Annotated in this window: 18 protein-coding genes and 1 riboswitch; of the genes, 10 read left to right on the top strand and 8 right to left on the bottom strand. The window is 70.3% G+C overall.

The annotated features are described in order from the left end of the window. Positions 1–3 precede the first annotated feature (3 nt). Complete coding sequence (locus tag ABZW32_RS05470; protein ID WP_356211469.1) at positions 4–471, bottom strand: hypothetical protein; 468 nt, start codon at positions 469–471, stop codon at positions 4–6. A gap of 84 nt (positions 472–555) precedes the next feature. Here ABZW32_RS05470 and ABZW32_RS05465 point away from each other — a divergent pair, with 84 nt between their 5' ends. After that, positions 556–1521, top strand: a complete 966-nt coding sequence (locus tag ABZW32_RS05465; protein ID WP_356211467.1) for a diacylglycerol kinase family protein — start codon at positions 556–558, stop codon at positions 1519–1521. Between the two features lie 320 nt (positions 1522–1841). Beyond that, the gene (locus tag ABZW32_RS05460; protein ID WP_004937597.1) at positions 1842–2099 is read left to right on the top strand and encodes a WhiB family transcriptional regulator; all 258 of its coding nucleotides are present in this window, start codon (positions 1842–1844) and stop codon (positions 2097–2099) included. A 150-nt stretch (positions 2100–2249) separates the two neighbouring features. Here the strand turns inward: ABZW32_RS05460 and ABZW32_RS05455 are convergent, their stop codons facing one another. Both ABZW32_RS05455 and ABZW32_RS05450 read right to left on the bottom strand, forming a co-directional pair. Beyond that, positions 2250–3719 carry a PAS domain-containing sensor histidine kinase gene (locus tag ABZW32_RS05455; RefSeq protein ID WP_266844024.1) on the bottom strand — a complete coding sequence of 490 codons (1470 nt, stop codon included), beginning with the start codon at positions 3717–3719 and terminating at the stop codon, positions 2250–2252. Positions 3720–4180: 461 nt separating this feature from the next. Continuing rightward, complete coding sequence (locus ABZW32_RS05450) at positions 4181–4774, bottom strand: TetR/AcrR family transcriptional regulator (protein ID WP_356211463.1); 594 nt, start codon at positions 4772–4774, stop codon at positions 4181–4183. Between the two features lie 84 nt (positions 4775–4858). Between ABZW32_RS05450 and ABZW32_RS05445 the strand changes: the two genes are divergently transcribed. Together ABZW32_RS05445 and nagB are read left to right on the top strand one after the other, a co-directional pair. Then, the gene (locus ABZW32_RS05445; protein WP_356211460.1) at positions 4859–5617 is read left to right on the top strand and encodes an SDR family oxidoreductase; all 759 of its coding nucleotides are present in this window, start codon (positions 4859–4861) and stop codon (positions 5615–5617) included. Positions 5618–5757: 140 nt separating this feature from the next. Next, positions 5758–6543 carry a glucosamine-6-phosphate deaminase gene (gene nagB, locus ABZW32_RS05440; RefSeq protein ID WP_356211457.1) on the top strand — a complete coding sequence of 262 codons (786 nt, stop codon included), beginning with the start codon at positions 5758–5760 and terminating at the stop codon, positions 6541–6543. 124 nt (positions 6544–6667) lie between these two features. Here the strand turns inward: nagB and ABZW32_RS05435 are convergent, their stop codons facing one another. From ABZW32_RS05435 to ABZW32_RS05420, 4 genes are all read right to left on the bottom strand, one after another. After that, on the bottom strand, positions 6668–8158 hold the full coding sequence (locus tag ABZW32_RS05435) for a glycoside hydrolase family 3 protein (protein WP_356211454.1): 1491 nt from the start codon (positions 8156–8158) through the stop codon (positions 6668–6670). A gap of 6 nt (positions 8159–8164) precedes the next feature. Beyond that, positions 8165–9001, bottom strand: a complete 837-nt coding sequence (locus ABZW32_RS05430) for a carbohydrate ABC transporter permease (protein ID WP_356211618.1) — start codon at positions 8999–9001, stop codon at positions 8165–8167. A 59-nt stretch (positions 9002–9060) separates the two neighbouring features. Next, the gene (locus ABZW32_RS05425; RefSeq protein WP_356211451.1) at positions 9061–10083 is read right to left on the bottom strand and encodes a sugar ABC transporter permease; all 1023 of its coding nucleotides are present in this window, start codon (positions 10081–10083) and stop codon (positions 9061–9063) included. 138 nt (positions 10084–10221) lie between these two features. Further along, positions 10222–11508 carry an extracellular solute-binding protein gene (locus ABZW32_RS05420; protein WP_356211448.1) on the bottom strand — a complete coding sequence of 429 codons (1287 nt, stop codon included), beginning with the start codon at positions 11506–11508 and terminating at the stop codon, positions 10222–10224. A gap of 293 nt (positions 11509–11801) precedes the next feature. On the opposite strand from ABZW32_RS05420, the gene ABZW32_RS05415 reads away from it, so the two are divergent. The 3 genes from ABZW32_RS05415 to ABZW32_RS05405 all read left to right on the top strand — a co-directional run bounded on the left by ABZW32_RS05415 (position 11802) and on the right by ABZW32_RS05405 (position 15142). Continuing rightward, positions 11802–12566 (top strand): GntR family transcriptional regulator, encoded by a 765-nt coding sequence (locus tag ABZW32_RS05415; protein ID WP_123080305.1) that lies wholly within the window; start codon positions 11802–11804, stop codon positions 12564–12566. 219 nt (positions 12567–12785) lie between these two features. After that, positions 12786–14948: a carbon starvation CstA family protein gene (locus ABZW32_RS05410; protein WP_356211445.1), complete on the top strand. Its 2163-nt coding sequence runs from the start codon at positions 12786–12788 to the stop codon at positions 14946–14948. Beyond that, positions 14945–15142, top strand: coding sequence for a YbdD/YjiX family protein (locus tag ABZW32_RS05405; RefSeq protein ID WP_356211442.1), 198 nt, complete (start codon positions 14945–14947; stop codon positions 15140–15142). The genes ABZW32_RS05410 and ABZW32_RS05405 overlap by 4 nt, the downstream gene beginning before the upstream one ends. Before the next feature lie 58 nt (positions 15143–15200). Here ABZW32_RS05405 and ABZW32_RS05400 read toward each other — a convergent pair whose 3' ends face one another. Further along, entirely contained in the window at positions 15201–15785 is a 585-nt protein-coding gene (locus ABZW32_RS05400; protein WP_356211439.1) for a Uma2 family endonuclease, read from the bottom strand. Positions 15786–15862: 77 nt separating this feature from the next. On the opposite strand from ABZW32_RS05400, the gene ABZW32_RS05395 reads away from it, so the two are divergent. The 3 genes from ABZW32_RS05395 (at position 15863) to ABZW32_RS05385 (ending at position 20098) form a co-directional block, all read left to right on the top strand. Next, positions 15863–16360 (top strand): GNAT family N-acetyltransferase, encoded by a 498-nt coding sequence (locus ABZW32_RS05395; protein ID WP_356211436.1) that lies wholly within the window; start codon positions 15863–15865, stop codon positions 16358–16360. Between the two features lie 62 nt (positions 16361–16422). After that, positions 16423–16551, top strand: a riboswitch (cobalamin riboswitch). Positions 16552–16691: 140 nt separating this feature from the next. After that, positions 16692–19079: a ribonucleoside-diphosphate reductase subunit alpha gene (locus tag ABZW32_RS05390; protein WP_356211433.1), complete on the top strand. Its 2388-nt coding sequence runs from the start codon at positions 16692–16694 to the stop codon at positions 19077–19079. Next, the gene (locus ABZW32_RS05385) at positions 19079–20098 is read left to right on the top strand and encodes a ribonucleotide-diphosphate reductase subunit beta (RefSeq protein WP_356211430.1); all 1020 of its coding nucleotides are present in this window, start codon (positions 19079–19081) and stop codon (positions 20096–20098) included. The genes ABZW32_RS05390 and ABZW32_RS05385 overlap by 1 nt, the downstream gene beginning before the upstream one ends.

The raw sequence follows: 20098 nt of genomic DNA, 5'->3' as shown, positions 1-20098 counted from the left end.
GGACTATCGGGCCTGGTCTCCGGGCCCGATTCCGAGCGCCCGGGTCGCCGTCGGGTTCACGAGGAGGACCACGACGGCCACCGCGGCCAGGGCCAGGGCGACGGCGGCGATCCGCATCGCGCCGCCGGTGTTCCACAGGGTCCAGGCCACCGGCATCGCCATCAGCTGGGTGATCAGCGCCGGGCCGCGGCTCCAGCGGCGGCCCAGGCGCAGCCCGCGCGCCGCGATCAGCGGTAGGGCGGCGAGCCCGAGCAGGGTGATCCCCCCGGTCTCCGCCTGCTGCGGGGAGTCGGGGTGGCCGGCGATGCCGACGAACAGCATGTAGAGGCCGAGTCCGGCCAGGGCCAGACCCTCCAGCGCGGTGAGCGCCGCGGCGCCGGTCAGCCGGCCGGGCAGGGCCGCGGGCTCCGCTCCGTCGGCGGCGACGGGGGTGGGGGCGGCGGGGGTGCGGGGGCTCGGCTTTTTGCTCACTCCAGCAGGGTAGCCGCGGGCCGCGGGGCGCTGACGGTACGGTCGGTAGGGGGCGCATATGACGGGGTGGGTAGGCTGGCGCTCATGCGTGCACTTCTCGTGGCCAACCCAGCAGCGACGACCACCAGTGCGCGCACGCGCGACGTCCTGACCCATGCGCTCGCCAGCGAGATGAAGCTGGAGGCGGTGACCACCGAGTACCGGGGGCACGCCCGCGACCTGGGCCGCAAGGCCGCGCACGAGGGGGTGGACCTCGTGGTGGCACTGGGCGGCGACGGCACCGTGAACGAGGTCGTCAACGGACTGCTGCACGAGGGCCCCGATCCCGAGCGGCTGCCGCGGCTGGCGGTGGTCCCCGGCGGTTCGACGAACGTCTTCGCCCGCGCGCTCGGGCTGCCCAACGATGCGGTGGAGGCGACCGGCGCCCTGCTGGACGCGCTGCGGGAGCGGCGCGAGCGGACGGTGGGGCTGGGGCTGGCCGCCGGCGCCCCCGGGACGGAGGACGAGTCGGTCCCGGCGCGCTGGTTCACGTTCTGTGCGGGCTTCGGCTTCGACGCGGGCGTGGTGGGGCGGGTCGAGCAGCAGCGCGAACGCGGCAAGCGTTCGACGCACGCCCTGTACGTGCGACAGCTCATGCGCCAGTTCTGGGAAGAACCGAACCGCCGGCGCGGGACGATCACTCTGGAGCAGCCCGGCGCGGATCCGGTGACGGATCTGGTGCTGTCGATAGTCTGCAACACCTCGCCCTGGACGTATCTGGGCAATCGTCCGCTTTACGCCTCTCCGGAGGCGTCGTTCGATACTGCGCTTGACGTATTGGCCCTCGACCGTTTGTCAACTCCGGCCGTCGCCAGGTACGCCACGCAGCTCCTGACCTCGACTCCTGAGCGCGGTCCGCACGGCAAGCATGCGGTGTCTCTGCACGATCTGACCGACTTCACCTTGCATTCGAAGGTTCCCCTCCCGTTCCAGATGGACGGGGACCACCTCGGACTGCGCACCAGCGTTCGGTTCACAGGCGTACGCCGTGCACTGCGTGTGATTGTGTGAGTGGAAGGGCCAAAAGTCCTTCCACTCGAACGTTTACACGCCGGTCCACCCCCAGGAACTAGGGCTGTGACCTAGTAGACACCGACGAATCCAAAAAAACTTTCCGGAAGGGGTTGTATCCCCGTCCGAGGTTTGCGAATCTCTACATGGCGATCGGGACAGCCCGCAGAACCCGGCACCCACACAGAACGCCAGAACCCCTCCACGAATCCTCGGACCCCACCAGTCACCTGGCGGTCGGCCCTTCCCTCACGGGGGGATTCGTGAAAGCGTTCACATTCACAAGCAACCTGCCCGCAATACAAGGAGATGGAGCAGCCATGGACTGGCGTCACAACGCCGTTTGCCGCGAGGAAGACCCCGAGCTCTTCTTCCCCATCGGCAACACCGGTCCTGCGCTGCTGCAGATCGAGGAAGCCAAGGCCGTCTGCCGCCGTTGCCCCGTCATGGAGCAGTGCCTGCAGTGGGCGCTCGAGTCCGGTCAGGACTCCGGCGTCTGGGGTGGCCTCAGCGAGGACGAGCGCCGCGCCATGAAGCGCCGCGCCGCTCGCAACCGGGCGCGTAACGCCACCGCCTGACATCGACTTTTCGAGCCTCGACGCGCAGCGCGTAGTACCAGACAAGCGCTCAGCAACGTGCTCTTGAGCCCCGGACCGGGAACCATTCGGTCCGGGGCTCAGTGCTGTTCCCGTCACGTTGCGTGACGGGATCCCGGTTCCCGCAGCGGGCTACTTCTGCGGGCTCGCCGGCACGTCGAGGACGACCTTGGTGCCGCGCGGCTCGGCCCTGAGCATGTCGAAGGTGCCGCCGAGCTCCCCCTCCACGAGGGTGCGTACGATCTGCAGCCCGAGGTTGCCGGCCCGCTGCGGGTCGAAGCCCTCGGGCAGACCGCACCCGTCGTCGAGCACCGTGATCAGCAACCGGGCGTCGGCGCGGCCGGTTCCGGAGCGGGTCGCGGACACCTCGACCGTGCCGCCCTCCCCCTGGGTGAAGGCGTGCTCCAGGGCGTTCTGGAGGATCTCGGTCAGCACCATCGACAGTGGAGTGGCGACCTCCGCGTCCAGGATCCCGAAGCGGCCGATGCGCCGGCAGCGCACCTTTCCGGGCGAGATCTCGGCGACCATCGCGATCACGCGGTCGGCGATCTCGTCGAACTCGACGCGCTCGTCGAGGTTCTGAGACAGCGTCTCGTGCACGATCGCGATCGAACCGACGCGGCGCACCGCCTCGTTCAGCGCCTCCCGGCCGTTCTCCGAATCCATCCGGCGGGCCTGGAGGCGCAAGAGCGCGGCCACGGTCTGGAGGTTGTTCTTCACCCGGTGGTGGATCTCCCGGATGGTGGCGTCCTTGGTGATCAGTTCGCGTTCGCGACGGCGCAGTTCGGTGACGTCGCGGCAGAGCACGAGGGAGCCGATCCGGGTCCCCTTGGGCTTCAGCGGGATGGCGCGCAGCTGGATGACCCCGCCGTTGCCCTCGACTTCGGTCTCCCGGGGAGCCCAGCCGCTGGCCAGTTTGACGATGGCCTCGTCCACCGGGCCCCGGGTGGGGGCGAGTTCGGCGGTGGTGGTGCCCAGGTGCTGGCCGACCAGGTCGGAGGCGAGGCCCAGGCGGTGGTAGGCGGAGAGCGCGTTGGGGGACGCGTACGTCACCACGCCCTCGGCGTCGAGCCGCATCAGGCCGTCCCCGGCGCGCGGGGAGGCGTCCATGTCGACCTGCTGGCCGGGGAAGGGGAAGGAGCCCGCGGCGATCATCTGCGCGAGGTCGGAGGCGGACTGGAGGTAGGTGAGCTCCAGCCGGCTGGGTGTACGCACAGTGAGCAGGTTGGTGTTCCGCGCGATCACGCCGAGGACCCGGCCCTCGCGGCGGACGGGGATCGACTCGACGCGCACCGGCACCTCCTCGCGCCACTCGGGGTCGCCCTCGCGCACGATGCGGCCCTCGTCTAGGGCGGCGTCGAGCAGCGGGCGGCGGCCGCGCGGCACCAGGTGACCGACCATGTCGTCCTGGTACGAGGTGGGGCCGGTGTTCGGGCGCATCTGCGCGACCGACACGTAGCGGGAGCCGTCGAGGGTGGGCACCCAGAGCACGAGGTCGGCGAAGGAGAGGTCGGAGAGCAGCTGCCACTCCGAGACCAGCAGGTGGAGCCACTCCAGGTCGGTTTCACTGAGAGCGGTGTGCTGGCGTACGAGGTCGTTCATGGAGGGCACGTGGCGAGCGTACCCCGGGTACGAGGATGACTTTCCACACGGCGAATACTCAGGAGTACCCAGGAGGGGCCCACTCCGCGTACTGTTGGATGAAGTGACGGGATTGCAGACCCCGCCATTGGATGGACAGAACAGATTGGTCTAGTCCACAATTGTGCCAAGTTTCCGCCCTCCCCGCACAGGAGGACGGATCGAGGTAACCGCGCGCTCTGCCCTGACCGCGCAGGCACCTCCCACCGGCCGTCGGGAACCGCACACCCGGTCGGCCGTAAGTACTCCGGGCTACGGTGCCGGGCGGGCTGAGGGTCCCGTCCTGCACCGTGGCCCAGAGGAAAGCAACGCTGCGGAAAGCCGGCGCGACGGAAAGTGAGCGCGCCGAAGGGGTGCGGCACGATCGAATTCGCCGCCCGGGAATTCCCCCGCCGATAGGCCGCGGAAATCCGGGCGGGTCCCTACGCCGGCCAGGCGCCCAGCGCCAGCTCCGCCACCGCTTCCAGCTCTTCCCGGCCCGCCCCGTCGCGCGACTGCTGCGACATCCCCTGGAGCACGGCCCCCGCGTAGCGGGCCAGCGCCCGCGCGTCCGTGCCGGCGGGCAGCTCGCCGGTGGCGATGTCGGCCCGGATCCGGCTCTCGAACATCTCCAGGTTGGCGTCGCGCCGCTCGCGCAGGGCGTCGGCCACCTCCCGCGAAGTGGTGTTGACCGCGGCGCTGATCACCATGCAGCCCGGCGGGTGGGCCGGGTCGGTGTAGATCTCGGCGGCCTCGCGCAGGATCCGGCCGATGGCGGCGCGGGCGGTGGGCTCCTCGGCGAGGGCGACGCCCGCGAAGTCCGCGTACCGGCCGCCGTAGACGACCACGACCTCGTCGAAGAGCTTGCGCTTGTCGCCGAAGGCGGCGTAGAGGCTGGGCGCGCCGATGCCCAGGGTCCTGGTCAGGTCGGCGATGGACGTCGCCTCGTAGCCGTTCTCCCAGAAGGCGAGCATGGCCTTGTCGAGGGCGGCGTCCCGGTCGAAGGAGCGGGGCCTGCCACGTTGTCCGGTCACCATGCGCCACATTCTATAGCGGCCGTTAGACATCTGATACGGTCCGTTCTGTAGCGACCACTAGCGAATGCTGAAGGGGGGCGCGTCATGGGCGTGCTCGAGGGGAAGACGGCACTGGTCACGGGCGGCAGCAGGGGGATCGGGCGGGCGGTGGCCGAGCGCCTCGCCCGCGACGGGGCCCTGGTCGCGGTCCATTACGGACACGACGAGAAGGCCGCCGAGGAGACCGTCGGGGCGATCACGGCCGCCGGGGGCCGCGCCTTCGCCATCGGGGCGGAGCTGGGGGTGGCAGGGGACGCGCAGGCGCTCTGGGCGGCGTACGGGGCCCATCCGCGGGCCACGGAGCGGGTGGACGTGCTGGTGAACAACGCCGGGGCGGCGACCTTCGCCGGCATCGAGGAGACGGACGAGGAGACCTTCGGGCGGATCCAGGCGCTCAACGCCCGGGCGCCCTTCTTCGTGATCAAGCACGGGCTGGAGCGGCTGACCGACGGGGGCCGGATCGTCAACGTGACCGGCACCCCCGCCATCGCGCTGCCGGCGATCCTCGCCACCATCATGGCCAAGGGCGCGGTGAACGCGCTGACCGTGTCCCTGGCCGCCGCGCTCGCCCCGCGCGGGATCACCGTGAACTCGGTGGGTCCGGGCATCACCGAGACCGACCTCAACGCCGCCTGGCTCGCCGACCCGCAGGCCCGCGCGCACGCCTCCTCGCGGTCGGTCTTCGGCCGGGTGGGCACCCCGCAGGAGGTCGCCGACGTGGTGGCCTTCCTGGCCTCGCCGGACTCCCGCTGGGTCACGGGCCAGCACCTGGACGCCACCGGCGGTCTCCAGCTGGCGCTGTAGGACCCCGGCGCGCGGCCGGGCGGGGGACGGGGATCGGGAACACGATGGAAGGGGCACGAGCCCGCCCATCGGCGGGCACGCTCTGCTAGATTGGTCTATACCACAAGTGTCCGCACCCCTCTCAGATCGGCAGGCCCCGCGTGGAAGTTGTCATCGTCCCGGACGCCAAGGCAGGCGGCGAGCTCATCGCGGAGGCCATGGCCGCCCTGGTCCGCCGCAAGCCCGACGCCCTGCTCGGCGTGGCGACCGGCTCTACCCCGCTGCCCATCTACGAGGCCCTCGCCGCCAAGGTCAGGGCGGGCGAGGTCGACGCCTCCGGGGCCCGGATCTGCCAGCTCGACGAGTACGTCGGCCTGCCGGCCGGGCACCCGGAGTCCTACCGCGCCGTCGTGCTCCGCGAGGTCGTGGAGCCGCTCGGGCTGACCGAGGGGTCCTTCATGGGTCCCGACGGCTCCGCCGCCGACGTCCAGGCCGCCTGCGCGGCCTACGACCAGGCCCTCGCGGACGCCGGCGGGGTGGACCTCCAGCTGCTGGGCATCGGCACGGACGGCCACATCGGCTTCAACGAGCCCTGCTCCTCCCTGGCCTCCCGCACCCGGATCAAGACGCTGACGGAGCAGACCCGCGTGGACAACGCGCGCTTCTTCGAGGACGACATAGACCAGGTGCCCCACCACGTCATCACCCAGGGCATCGGCACCATCCTCGACGCTCGCCACCTGGTCCTGCTGGCCACCGGCGAGGGCAAGGCCGATGCCGTCGCGCAGACCGTCGAGGGCCCGCTGTCCGCGCTGGTCCCGGCCTCCGCGCTGCAGCTGCACCGGCACGCCACCGTCGTCGTGGACGAGGCGGCCGCATCGAAGCTGAAGCTGGCCGACTACTTCCGCCACACCTTCGCCAACAAGCCCTCCTGGCAGGGCCTGTAGGAACACCGGCGCCACGCGGAAAGGGCCGGGCCCCCCTCCTCGGGGGCCCGGCCCTTTCCGCGTGCCCGGACGGGGCGGCGCCGGACACCCCCGTGACGGGTGCCCGGCGCCGCGTCCGGCGGGGTCAGTCCCGCCGGGTGCCCGCGATGACCTCGGCGGCGGCCCGCCCGCAGACGCGGGAGGCTCCGTGCGTGGCGACGTACAGGGCCCCGCGCGGCTCGGCGAGCGGTACGCCCATCTCCACGACCACCGTGTCCGGCCGGGCCGCGACCAGCGCGTCCAGCACCTCGGTCATCCAGGGGTGCCGGTGCGCGTCGCGCACCACGGCGACGACCGTACGGGACCCCGCCGCGGCCAGGACGTCCCCGGCGGCGCTGCCCTCGGGGTAGACGCCCGACCCGGTGCCCGGAACCAGCTCGGCCAGCTCCGCGGCCACCCCCCACGGGGTCTCGTCGCCGACCGCGATGTTCGCGACGGGCGCGAGCGTGGCCACGTAGGGGGCGGACACGGTGGCCGGGGCGCCCGAGACGACCACCGCGCGGCGGGCCGCCGTCAGGCCGATGCCGGACGCGCGGCTCCCCTCCGGTCGCGCGTCCGGCCGGGCCCGGCGGGTCCATTCGGCGAGGGCGCGCACCCGGGCGGCGGCGTCGGCGAGCCGCTCCTCCGGCAGCGTGCCCTCGCGTACGGCGGCCACGAGGGCGTCCCGCAGGCTCAGGACGGTCGCCTCGTCGGCCAGTCCCCCGCCGACGCAGATCGCGTCGGCGCCGGCGGCGATGGCCAGCACCGAGCCGCGCTCGATGCCGTACGTACCGGCGATGGCGTTCATCTCCATGCCGTCGGTGACGATGAGGCCCTCGTAGCCGAGCTCCTTGCGCAGCAGACCGGTCAGGATCTGCGGGCTGAGCGTGGCCGGGCGGGTCGGGTCGAGGGCGGGCACCAGGATGTGCGCGCTCATCACGGCCCTGGTGCCGGCCTCGATGGCCGCCTTGAACGGGACCAGTTCGCGGACCTGGAGGGTGTCCAGGTCCACGTCGATGCGGGGCATGGCGTGGTGGGAGTCGACGTTGGTGTCGCCGTGGCCCGGGAAGTGCTTGGTGCAGGCGGCGACCCCGGAGTCCTGGAGCCCCTCGACGTAGGCGGCGGTGTGCCGGGCCACCAGAGCGGTGTCGGCGCCGAAGGAGCGGACGCCGATGACGGGGTTGTCGGGGTTGGAGTTGACGTCCGCGGACGGCGCCCAGTTGAGGTTGACCCCGCACTCGGCGAGGCGGCGGCCCAGTTCCCGGGCGACCTCGCGGGTCAGGGCGGTGTCGTCGACGGCGCCGAGGGCCAGGTTGCCGGGGAAGGAGGAGCCGCCGCGGACCTCCAGGCGGGTGACGTCCCCGCCCTCCTCGTCGATGGCGACGAGGACGTCGTCCCGTTCGGCGCGCAGTTGCGCGGTCAGGGCGGCGAGCTGCTCCGCGGAGGCGATGTTGCGGCCGAAGAGGCCCACGGCGGTGAGGCCTTCGCCGACCCGCCGCAGCACCCAGGCGGGGGCGGTGGTGCCCTCGAAGCCGGGCTGGAGGACGGCGAGGGCGTCGCGGGTGAGGGTGTCCGTTCGGTGCGCAAGGACAGTCATGGGCCGTTATCCCTTCACGGCGCCGGCGGTCATGCCGCCGACGGCCTTGCGCTGGAGGAAGATGAAGATCAGCAGGACCGGGACGGCGAACAGCGAGGACGCGGCCATGGTGGCGCCCCAGTCGTTGCCGAAGGCGGTCTTGAACTGGGTCAGCCACAGGGGCAGGGTCTGCGCGGTCTTGTCCTTGTTCAGGATCAGGACCATCGCGAACTCGTTCCAGGCGGTGATGAAGCCGAAGAGCGAGGTGGACATCAGGCCGGGGGCCAGCAGCGGGAAGATCACCTTGCGGAAGGCCTGGCCGCGGGTGCAGCCGTCGATCTGGGCGGCTTCCTCCAGGCTCACCGGGACGGCGGCGATGAAGCCGCGCAGGGTCCAGATGGTGAAGGGGAGGACCATCACGAAGTAGATCGCGGTGAGCATCGGGAGGCTGTTCAGCATCTCGGCGTCACGCAGGATCATGTACATCGCGATGACCATGACCTCCCAGGGGGCCATCTGCGCCATCATCACGGCCAGGACCATGCCCTTGCGGCCGCGGAACCTCATGCGGGCGATCGCGAAGCTCGCGGCGAGGGCGACGAGCAGGGCCAGCAGGACCGCGCTGACGGTGACGACGAGACTGTTCGTCACGTACGTCCAGAAGTTGTCGACCCCGGTGGCCTTCTCGAAGTTCTCCGTCGTCGGGGTGAAGACGAACACCGGGTCCTTGGTGAGGATCTCGCTCGACGGCTTCAGTGCCGAGGAGAACATCCAGTAGACCGGGAAGAGGAAGAGCAGGGCCAGCAGCAGGGCGCCGAGGTTCTTGGCGACGGTCGCGGGGCGCAGCGGCCCGCGGGTGCGCAGCCGCTGGGCGGGCCGTGCGGACGGGGTGGTCTGGGCCGGCTTCGGGGCGGTGGTGGTGCTCACTGCTCCTCCTCCTGCTTCAGGATCAGGCGGAAGTAGAAGGACATGATGACGATCAGGATCAGGATCGTCAGGACGGAGATCGCGGCGGCGAGACCGTAGTGGGACTGGCTCTGGCCCTCGACGAAGGCGAAGACCGGGAGGATCTCGGAGGCGCGGTCGGGGCCGCCCTTGTTCATCGCGTAGACCTGGGTGAAGGCCTTGAAGACCCAGATCACCTCGAGGAAGGTGGTGATCAGGAAGAAGGGCTTGAGCTGCGGGAAGACGACCTTCCAGAAGGTCTGCCAGCCGTTGGCGCCGTCCATGCGGGCGGCCTCGTACAGTTCGGCGCCGACGGTGGTCAGCGCGGCGTACATGTTGAGGGCGACGAAGGGGATGGAGCCCCAGACCACGAGGACGGTGACGATCGTCAGGGTGGACAGGCCGGTCTCGAACCAGTTGTGCTGCTCGTAGCCGGAGAAGCCGGCGGTGCGCATCACCCAGTTCATCACGCCGAACTGCTCGTCGAACAGCCAGTAGAAGACCTGCACGGAGGCGACGATCGGCATGGCCCAGGCCATCACCAGGGCCATCGACAGGACCAGGCGCATCTTCTTGCCGAGCTTGTTCAGCAGGAGGCCTATGAGGCTGCCGATCGCCATGATCAGGACGACGTTGGCGAGGGTGAAGCCGAAGCTGCGCAGGACGACGGTCCAGAAGTTCGAGTCGCCCAGCAGCTGGGTGTAGTTGTCGAAGCCCGCGGAGGGGTACTTGCGCTGGATGAACTCGATCTTGTTGATGTCCTGGAAGGACAGGATCACGTTCTTGATCAGCGGGTACACGAGCAGCACCGCGAGGCTGAGCACCGCCGGTGCGATCAGCAGGTACGGCAGCCACCCCGTGGGGAGCTGCTTTCTGCCCCCGCGAGGAGACGGTTGACTGGGGCCGGCCGGGGCGGCGGGCGCCTTCGGCGGCAGGCCGGCGGACTTCGGTGGTGCGTCCTGTGGAGCGCTGGTCGCCGCTCCCTGGGAGTGCACGGTCATGTCTGGGCTTCCTCGCGGTTGACTGTGGAGTCAAATGCGCGACCGGGGGCGCGGCAGGCGCTGCGGGGCGCCTGCCGCACCCCCCGGTGCGATCACACTGCTGGGTGCTGCGGGTGCTGCTGGTGCTGCGGGGCGGTCCTACTTGTTGATGCGGTTCGCGATTTCCTTGTCCGCGTCCGCACCCGCCTTGGCGGCGTCCTCACCCTTCAGGACCTTGGTCATGAACTCCTTGATGGGGTTCGGCTCGGTCTCGACGTTCGCCCAGCCGGCCGTGACCGGGGTGATCTTGCCGGAGAGGGCGGCCTTGGCCATGGACTCCGCGAAGGAGCCGGGGGCGGCGGCGAAGTTGGCGGCGGCCTGGTTCGGGAGCAGGGCGCCCTCGGTGGCGGCGGCGTACTTGGTCATCTGCTCCTTGCCGGCGGCGAGGGCGAGCCACTCCTTGGCGAGCTCCTTGTTCTTGGAGCGCTCGGCCACGGCGAGGTTCGAGCCGCCGAGGAAGACGGAGCCCGGCTTGTCGGCGGTCTTGCCCGGGATCGGGAAGTAGCCGAAGTCGCCTTCCTTGCCGGCGTCCTTCAGGGCCTTCAGCGCGCCCTGGGCCTCCCAGCCGAGACCGATCCAGGACGAGACGCCGCCCTTGGGGACGATGTCGGTGGACTGCTGCGGGGTGGCCTCGTCCTTGTCCTTGGGGGCGGTGGAGTAGGACTGGAGCTTCTTGTAGAAGTCCATCGCGGAGGCGGCCTGCGGGGTGCTCAGCTGACCCTTCCACTTGCCGCCGTCCTTGACGGCGAGGTCGCCGCCCTCGTCCCAGACGAAGCCGGCGAGGATGTACCAGCTCTGGCCGGGCAGGTAGATCGGCTGGGCGGCCGGGTCGGAGGCCTTCAGCTTCTCCAGACCGGCGACCCACTCGTCACGGGTCTTGGGGGCGGTGATGCCGGCCTTCTCGTAGGCCTTCTTGTCGTAGATGACGACGCGGTTGGCGGCGTACCAGGGGGCGGCGTAGAGCTTGCCGTCGACCTCGGCGGAGGACAGCATGCCCTTCGACCAGGCGTCGGCGCCGAGCTTGGACTTGTCGCCGGACAGGTCGGCGAGGCCGCCGGTGACCGCGTAGCCGACGGTCTGGGTGTTGCCGAGCTCGAGGACGTCCGGCGGGGTGTTCTCGGAGAGGGCGGTGGTGACCTTCTCCTGGATGCCGGTCCACTTCTGCTCCTCGACCTTCACCGTCACACCGGGGTGCTTGGCCGAGAACTGCTTGTTGACCTCTTCGAGCCAGGCCTTCGGTGCGGAGCCGTCCATCACCCAGACGGTGATCTCCTTGGCGCCACCCGACGCGTCGGCCTTCGGCTTGTCGTCGCCACCGTTGCCGCACGCCGCGACACCGACCATCATGCCCACGACACCGACCGCCGCAATGAGCTTGCGCTTCACGCCACCCTCCTCAGGGATGCTGCCTGCAACTTCCCTCGCCCGCCGCGGTGACGTACGTACCAAGTACTGCCCGTGGGGCCGGGATCCGATCCATATTGGTGTAGACCAGTAACCGGAGCTTGGCCTAGACCTTTAGGGGTGTCAAGGGTCTAATGAGCGGGTGCTCGGTCCGTTACCGGACCGACACCTGGGGGAGGAAGGAGGCCTGTCCTCCCACCCGTGTCACCATGTGACCGCACATATCGGAGGAGCCGGTGACGGCAGCGAAACTGGAGTCGGGAAGGCGGGCGGCGATGGCCACCGAAGGGGCGACCACGGAGCCGGAAGGCGGGGCGGCCACTCGCACGGCGCGTGTGCCCAAGTACTACCGACTCAAGCGGCACTTGCTCGACATGACCGAGACGCTGCCGCCCGGCACCCCCGTGCCGCCCGAGCGCACGCTCGCGGCCGAGTTCGACACCTCCCGGACCACCGTCCGGCAGGCCCTGCAGGAGCTCGTGGTCGAGGGCCGGCTGGAGCGCATCCAGGGCAAGGGCACCTTCGTGGCGAAGCCGAAGGTCTCGCAGCCGCTCCAACTCTCCTCCTACACGGAGGACATGCGGGCCCAGGGGCTGGAGCCGACCTCCCAGCTGCTGGACATCGGCTACGTGACCGCGGACGACACCCTCGCCGGACTCCTCAAGATCGCCACCGGCGGCCGGGTCCTGCGCATCGAGCGGCTGCGCCTGGCGAGCGGCGAACCGATGGCCATCGAGACCACGCACCTTTCGGCCAAGCGCTTCCCCGCGCTGCGCCGTTCGCTGGCCAAGTACACCTCCCTCTACACCGCGCTCGCCGAGGTGTACGACGTACGGCTCGCGGAGGCCGAGGAGACCATCGAGACCTCGCTCGCCACCCCGCGCGAGGCCGGACTGCTCGGCACCGACGTCGGCCTGCCGATGCTGATGCTCTCCCGCCATTCGCTGGACGCCGACGGCGAACCGGTCGAATGGGTGCGATCGGTGTACCGCGGCGACCGTTACAAGTTCGTGGCCCGCCTTCAGCGACCCGCCGTGTAGAAGACGGTTGACTCCCGTTCGGCCTCCGGTGGAACCTCGTACCGCTATACGGACGGGGACTTACGTCCAGCGGTCGGGTCCCCGTAGATTCCCTGCGCTCGGCAGATGATCAACGAGGGGACGAGGATCATGGCGGAACCGGAAGCAACACGGACAGATCGGGCTCCGAACCCGAAGGGCGCGGCGAGCCCCGGCGGCGGGCCGGGCTCGCCCCCTCCGATGGGAAGGCTCTCCCCCCGGTCCCTGGCCACCTGGCTGGGCGTGGCCCTCGTGGGAGCCGTCGGCTGGGGCGTGCTGGCGCTCTCCCGGGGTGAGGAGATCTCGGCCGCCTGGCTGCTCGCCGCCGCACTGGGCTCGTACGCCATCGCCTACCGCTTCTACGCGCGGTTCATCGCGCACCGCGTGCTGAAGGTGGACAGGACCCGGGCCACTCCGGCCGAACGCCTCGACAACGGTGTCGACTTCCACCCCACCGACCGGCGCGTGCTCTTCGGCCACCACTTCGCCGCCGTCGCCGGCGCGGGCCCGCTGGTCGGCCCGGTGCTCGCCGCACAGATGGGCTACCTGCCCGGCACGATCTGGATCGTCGCGGGCGTCATCTTCGCCGGCGGCGTGCAGGACATGGTGACGCTGTTCTTCTCCACGCGGCGCGACGGCCGTTCGCTCGGCCAGATGGCCCGGGACGAGATCGGCCCGGTCGGCGGAGCCGCCGCCCTCCTCGCCGTCTTCGCCATCATGATCATCCTGCTGGCGGTGCTCGCGCTCGTCATCGTCAACGCCCTGGCGCATTCGCCGTGGGGCGTCTTCTCCATCGGCATGACCATCCCGATCGCCCTCTTCATGGGCGTCTACCTGCGCGTCCTGCGGCCGGGCCGGGTCACCGAGGTCTCCGTCATCGGCGTGGCGCTGCTGCTCCTCGCCATCGTCGCGGGCGGCTGGGTCGCCGAGTCCTCCTGGGCGGAGTTCTTCACCCTGGAGAAGGAGACCCTGGTCATCTGGATGATCGTCTACGGCTTCATCGCCTCGGTGCTGCCCGTGTGGCTGCTGCTCGCGCCGCGCGACTACCTGTCCACCTTCATGAAGGTGGGCACGATCGCGCTGATGGCGGTCGGCGTGGTCGTCGCGATGCCGACGCTGAAGATGCCCGCGGTCACCGACTTCGCCACCCGCGGGGACGGCCCGGTCTTCGCCGGCTCGATGTTCCCCTTCGTCTTCATCACCATCGCCTGCGGAGCGCTGTCCGGCTTCCACTCGCTGGTCGCCTCCGGCACCACCCCGAAGATGATCCAGAAGGAGACCCAGGTCCGGGTCATCGGCTACGGCGCGATGCTCACCGAGTCCTTCGTCGCGATCATGGCCGTGATCGCCGCGTGCATCATCGAGCCCGGCCTGTTCTTCGCGGTCAACTCCCCCGCCGGGGTCATCGGCACCACCGTCCAGACCGCCTCCGAGGCCGTCACCCACTTCGGCTTCGCCATCACCCCGGACGCCCTCGCGCAGGCCGCGAAGGACGTGGAGGAGGCGAGCCTGCTGTCCCGTACGGGTGGTGCGCCGACCTTCGCACTCGGGATGTCGGAGATCTTCTCCTCCGTCATCGGCGGAGCCGGCATGAAGGCGTTCTGGTACCACTTCGCCATCATGTTCGAGGCCCTCTTCATCCTGACCACGGTCGACGCGGGTACCCGCGTCGGGCGGTTCATGCTCCAGGACACCCTCGGCAACGTGCACAAGTCCTTCAAGGACGTCAGCTGGAAGCCTGGCGTCTGGCTGGCCAGCGCGATCGTGGTCGGCGGCTGGGGCTACTTCCTGTGGGTCGGAGTGAAGGACCCGCTGGGCGGCATCAACCAGCTCTTCCCGCTGTTCGGGATCGCGAACCAGCTGCTCGCCGCGGTGGCCCTGGCCGTCTGCACCACGCTGCTGGTGAAGTCGGGACGGCTCAAGTGGGCCTGGGTCACCGGGGTCCCGCTCGCCTGGGACGTGGCCGTCACCCTCACCGCGAGTTACCAGAAGATCTTCTCCGATGACGTGAAGGTCGGCTTCTTCGCCCAGCGCGACAAGTACCAGACCGGCATCGACGCGGGGAAGGTGCTGCCGCCCGCCAAGACCATGGACGACATGCACACCGTGGTCACCAACGCCACGGTCGACGGCGTCTTGTCGGTGCTGTTCGCCGTCCTGATCCTGATCGTGCTGGCCGACGCCGCCCGGACCTGCCTCAAGGCCGTCGCCGACCCGGGCTCCGTGCGGCTCTCCGAGGTGCCGTGGACCGAGTCGAAGATCGTCGCCCCGGCCGGCCTGCTGGCCTCCGCCGAGGAGAAGGCCGAGCTCGCGGCGGCCGGCCTCGACTCCGGCGGCGGCCGGGTCAAGGAGCCCGCGGCATGAGCGGGGTCCGCTCGGCGCTGGCCAAGGCGCGGTTCTACGTCCGGGAGTTCTCCGGCGAGGGCGCGTACGACCGCTACGTCGCCCACGCCCGCTCCCACGACCCGGACGCCGAGGTCATGACCCGGCGCGCCTTCGAGCGGGCCCGCACCGACGCCCGCGAGGCGGACCCCCGCGAGGGCTTCCGCTGCTGCTGAACCGCTGCCGCACGCACGAAGGGCCCCGCCGGACACCCGGCGGGGCCCTTCGGCGTACTCAGCGCACCCAGTCCTTGAGGGGCTCACTCGGAAAGGCGAACCCGACGGGCTCGGGCAGCTCGACGTCCTTACCGAAGGGAACAGTGCGCACCGTCTCGTACAGCATCCCGTTGGGATCGCTGTGGACGTGCACCAGGCAGTTGTCCCGATCGATGAGGAGGTACACGGGGATGCCGGTAGCCGCGTACGCACGGGGCTTCGCCTTGCGATCGCGTTCGTCGGTGTCGGAGTCATACGACGTGACCTCGACGACCATCAGGACAGGAGCCGGGTCGGCCCACTCCCCCTGTCCTTCGAATGCGCCGTCCGGCGCGAGGGACGCGTCCGGGCGCGCCCGGCCCGAACGGTACTGGTCGATCTTCAGGCCGCGTTCCACGTGGAGCCAGACCTCCGGCCTGTGCTGCATGCAGATGCGGGACAGCCACACGACGATCCGGTCGTGATCTCCGTCGGGCACTGCCTTGACCCCCAGCTTTCCGTCGATGAACTCCAGCCGCAGCCCCTCCACCTCTCTGGCGGCTATACGCGCGAGGATCTCGAACTCCTCGGTCAGCATCTGGGGACGGTCGGTCATCACGGTCACGCCTCGCTCGCCTTCCTCGACGGTGCTGGTTCGACGATAGCGCCGGGCACCGTCACGCGTGGCGCACACTCGACGGCATGGACATCGAGATCAGGGCGGCCCTGCCCGTCGAGTACGAGCGGCTCGGGGAGATCACCGGCCGGGCCTACACCGGAGACGGGCTGCTCGACCTGAACGAGGACGACCACTACCTGAACGTCCTGCGCGACGTCGCCGGCCGGGCCGGCCACGGGGAGGTGATCGTCGCGGCCCGGGACGGCGAGGTACTCGGAGGAGTGACGTTCGCCGCACCCGGAAGCCCCCTCGCCGACATCGCGGGCCCCCACGAGGCCGAGTTCCGGATGCTGGCCGTGGCCGCCGAGGCGCGCGGGGCGGGGGTCGGGGAGGCCCTGGTGCGGGCCTGCGTCGACCGGGCGCGGGCCCTGGACGGGGTGACGGCGCTGGTGCTGTCCACCCAGCCCGCCATGCGGGGCGCGCAGCGGATCTACGCCCGCCTGGGTTTCGTACGCACTCCCGAGCGGGACTGGGCGCCGATCCCCGCGCTGACCCTGCTCACGTACCGGCTGGAGCTGTAACACCACGCTCAGCAAGGGGCCGACACAACATGTGGGGGGTCACGCATCGGGGCGCCCCCACATGTATGCTCATCCTCGCTGTCGCCGCAGGGGAATCCGGTGTGAATCCGGAACTGTCCCGCAACGGTATGACGTGCACCCATTGGTGCATTCCGCAAGTCCGAGGACCTGCCGGCAGCGCGCCCGGATCGACCGAACCGGGTAGAGACACGTCCGGGCCTCGCGGTTGGGCCGGTGGACGCCATGCGGCACGTCGCGCCTTCCCGTGCGCCCGCATGCGCCCGCCCGCGCCCCCGCCGATGACCGGGCCGAGCGAGGGAGAGCTCCCGCCGTGACCATCGCGCCTTCCGCACCGCGCGCCGAGTCCACTTCTGGCGACACCACCGAAGGCCCGGGGGCCGCGCTGCTGCGTACTCTCACCGAGCTGACCGTCGACCTCCCCGACACCGACCCGGGCCGGGTCGCCGCCGCCGCCCTGCGCGGGCGCAGCGCCCTCGCGGACGAGGCCGAGCTGCGGGGGCTGGCCACCGAGGCCGCCGCGGGCCTGATCTCCGAGGACCCGGCGTACTCCCGCCTCGCCGCCCGCCTGCTCACGCTGGCCGTCGCCGACGAGGCCGCGGGCCAGGGCTCGGGCTCCTTCGCCGAGTCCGTCGCCGTCGGCCACCGCGAGGGCCTGATCGCGGACCGCACCGCCGAGTTCGTCGCCCTCCACGCGGCCCGCCTGAACTCCCTGGTCGAGCACGCGCTCGCCGAGGGCGCGGACGACCGCTTCGGCTTCTTCGGTCTGCGCACCCTGCACAGCCGCTACCTGCTGCGCCACCCGATCACCCGTCAGGTGATCGAGACCCCGCAGTACTTCATGCTGCGCGTGGCCTGCGGCCTCGCCGAGAACGACACCGTCCAGGCCGTCGAGGAAGTCGCCTCCCTCTACCGGCTGATGAGCCGCCTGGACTACCTGCCGTCCTCCCCCACGCTCTTCAACTCCGGCACCCGCCACCCGCAGATGTCCTCCTGCTACCTGCTGGACTCCCCGCTGGACGAGCTGGACTCGATCTACGACCGCTACCACCAGGTCGCCCGCCTCTCCAAGCACGCCGGCGGCATCGGTCTGTCGTACTCGCGCATCCGCGCCCGCGGCTCCCTGATCCGCGGCACCAACGGCCACTCCAACGGCATCGTGCCATTCCTGAAGACCCTCGACGCCTCCGTCGCCGCCGTGAACCAGGGCGGCCGCCGCAAGGGCGCCGCCGCCGTCTACCTGGAGACCTGGCACGCGGACATCGAGGAGTTCCTGGAGCTCCGCGACAACACCGGTGAGGACCAGCGCCGCACCCACAACCTGAACCTGGCCCACTGGGTGCCGGACGAGTTCATGCGCCGCGTGAACGCCGACGCCGACTGGTCGCTGTTCTCCCCGGCCGACGTCCCCGAGCTGGTGGACCTGTGGGGCGACGAGTTCGACGCCGCCTACCGCAAGGCCGAGGCGTCGGGCCTGGCCCGCAAGACCATGCCCGCCCGCGACCTGTACGGCCGGATGATGCGCACCCTCGCGCAGACCGGCCAGGGCTGGATGACCTTCAAGGACGCCTCCAACCGCACGGCGAACCAGACCGCCGAGCCGGGCACGGTCGTCCACTCCTCCAACCTCTGCACCGAGATCATCGAGGTCACCAACGACGGCGAGACGGCCGTCTGCAACCTCGGCTCGGTCAACATGGGCGCCTTCGTGGTGGACGGGGACATCGACTGGGAGCGCCTGGACGAGACCGTCCGCACGGCCGTGACCTTCCTCGACCGCGTGGTGGACATCAACTTCTACCCGACCGAGCAGGCGGGCCGCTCCAACTCCCGCTGGCGGCCGGTGGGCCTGGGCGCGATGGGCCTCCAGGACGTCTTCTTCAAGCTGAAGATGCCCTTCGACTCCCCCGAGGCGAAGGCCCTGTCCACCAAGCTCTCCGAGCGCATCATGCTGGCCGCCTACGAGGCCTCCTGCGACCTCGCCGAGCGCAGCGGCCCCCTCCCGGCCTGGGAGCAGACCCGCACCGCCCGCGGCGTGCTGCACCCCGACCACTTCGACGTCGAGCTGAACTGGCCGGAGCGCTGGGACGCCCTGCGCGCCCGCATCGCGAAGACCGGCATGCGCAACTCGCTCCTGCTGGCCATCGCCCCGACGGCGACGATCGCCTCCATCGCGGGCGTGTACGAGTGCATCGAGCCGCAGGTCTCCAACCTCTTCAAGCGCGAGACCCTGTCGGGCGAGTTCCTCCAGGTCAACGGCTACCTGGTGGAGGAGCTCAAGCAGCTGGGCGTCTGGGACGCGCAGACCCGCGAGGCGCTGCGCGACTCCTCGGGTTCCGTCCAGGGCTTCGGCTGGATCCCGGCCGAGGTGCGCGAGCTGTACCGCACGGCGTGGGAGATCCCGCAGCGCGGCCTGATCGACATGGCGGCGGCCCGTACCCCGTTCCTGGACCAGGCGCAGTCGCTGAACCTGTTCCTGGAGACGCCCACCATCGGCAAGCTCAGCTCGATGTACGCGTACGCCTGGAAGCAGGGTCTGAAGACCACGTACTACCTGCGGTCCCGCCCGGCCACGAAGATCGCCCGCGCCGCCTCCGGCAGCGCCGTCCCGGCCACCGCCACCCCCCTCCCGCAGGCCGTCGACGCCGAGGCGCTGGCCTGCTCCCTTGAGAACCCCGAGTCCTGCGAGGCCTGCCAGTAATGAGCACCACCGACAAGAAGAAGAACCTGCTCGACCCGGGCTTCGAACTGACCCTGCGCCCCATGCGCTACCCCGACTTCTACGAGCGCTACCGGGACGCGATCAAGAACACCTGGACGGTCGAGGAAGTCGACCTGCACTCGGACGTCGCCGACCTCGCGAAGCTGACGCCGGCCGAGCAGCACATGATCGGCCGTCTGGTGGCGTTCTTCGCGACCGGTGACTCGATCGTCTCGAACAACCTGGTGCTGACGCTCTACAAGCACATCAACTCCCCGGAGGCGCGCCTGTACCTGTCGCGCCAGCTGTTCGAGGAGGCCGTGCACGTCCAGTTCTACCTGACGCTGCTCGACACCTACCTGCCCGACCCGGACGACCGCGCGGCCGCCTTCGACGCCGTCGAGGAGATCCCGTCGATCCGCGAGAAGGCGCAGTTCTGCTTCAAGTGGATCAACGAGGTCGAGAAGCTGGACCGGCTGGAGACGCAGGCCGACCGCCGTCGCTTCCTGCTGAACCTGATCTGCTTCGCCGCGTGCATCGAGGGCCTGTTCTTCTACGGCGCCTTCGCGTACGTGTACTGGTTCCGCTCGCGCGGCCTGCTGCACGGTCTGGCGACCGGCACGAACTGGGTCTTCCGGGACGAGACCATGCACATGAACTTCGCCTTCGAGGTCGTGGACACGGTCCGCAAGGAGGAGCCGGAGCTCTTCGACGACGAACTCCAGCAGCAGGTCACCGACATGCTGAAGGAGGCCGTCGACGCGGAGCTGCAGTTCGGCCGCGACCTGTGCGGTGACGGCCTGCCGGGCATGAACACCGAGTCGATGCGCGAGTACCTGGAGTGCGTCGCGGACCAGCGCCTGGTCCGCCTCGGCTTCCCGGCGGTGTACGGCTCGCAGAACCCGTTCTCGTTCATGGAGCTCCAGGGCGTCCAGGAGCTGACGAACTTCTTCGAGCGCCGCCCGTCGGCCTACCAGGTCGCGGTCGAGGGCACGGTCGACCTGGACGAGGACTTCTAG

Origin of the sequence: Streptomyces sp. NPDC004667 (genome assembly GCF_040609475.1) — a bacterium.
In the GTDB taxonomy this organism is placed as follows: domain Bacteria; phylum Actinomycetota; class Actinomycetes; order Streptomycetales; family Streptomycetaceae; genus Streptomyces.
The sequence above is the reverse complement of the archived record's forward strand: the minus strand, read 5'-3'. Positions and strand labels throughout refer to the sequence as shown.

Coding starts and splice junctions, on each gene's coding strand:
- ABZW32_RS05465 (WP_356211467.1), top strand. CDS start 556: ATGCGTGCACTTCTCGTGGCCAACCCAGCAGCGACGACCACCAGTGCG.
- ABZW32_RS05460 (WP_004937597.1), top strand. CDS start 1,842: ATGGACTGGCGTCACAACGCCGTTTGCCGCGAGGAAGACCCCGAGCTC.
- ABZW32_RS05455 (WP_266844024.1), bottom strand. CDS start 3,719: ATGAACGACCTCGTACGCCAGCACACCGCTCTCAGTGAAACCGACCTG.
- ABZW32_RS05450 (WP_356211463.1), bottom strand. CDS start 4,774: ATGGTGACCGGACAACGTGGCAGGCCCCGCTCCTTCGACCGGGACGCC.
- ABZW32_RS05445 (WP_356211460.1), top strand. CDS start 4,859: ATGGGCGTGCTCGAGGGGAAGACGGCACTGGTCACGGGCGGCAGCAGG.
- ABZW32_RS05435 (WP_356211454.1), bottom strand. CDS start 8,158: ATGACTGTCCTTGCGCACCGAACGGACACCCTCACCCGCGACGCCCTC.
- ABZW32_RS05425 (WP_356211451.1), bottom strand. CDS start 10,083: ATGACCGTGCACTCCCAGGGAGCGGCGACCAGCGCTCCACAGGACGCA.
- ABZW32_RS05415 (WP_123080305.1), top strand. CDS start 11,802: ATGGCCACCGAAGGGGCGACCACGGAGCCGGAAGGCGGGGCGGCCACT.
- ABZW32_RS05410 (WP_356211445.1), top strand. CDS start 12,786: ATGGGAAGGCTCTCCCCCCGGTCCCTGGCCACCTGGCTGGGCGTGGCC.
- ABZW32_RS05405 (WP_356211442.1), top strand. CDS start 14,945: ATGAGCGGGGTCCGCTCGGCGCTGGCCAAGGCGCGGTTCTACGTCCGG.
- ABZW32_RS05395 (WP_356211436.1), top strand. CDS start 15,863: ATGGACATCGAGATCAGGGCGGCCCTGCCCGTCGAGTACGAGCGGCTC.
- ABZW32_RS05385 (WP_356211430.1), top strand. CDS start 19,079: ATGAGCACCACCGACAAGAAGAAGAACCTGCTCGACCCGGGCTTCGAA.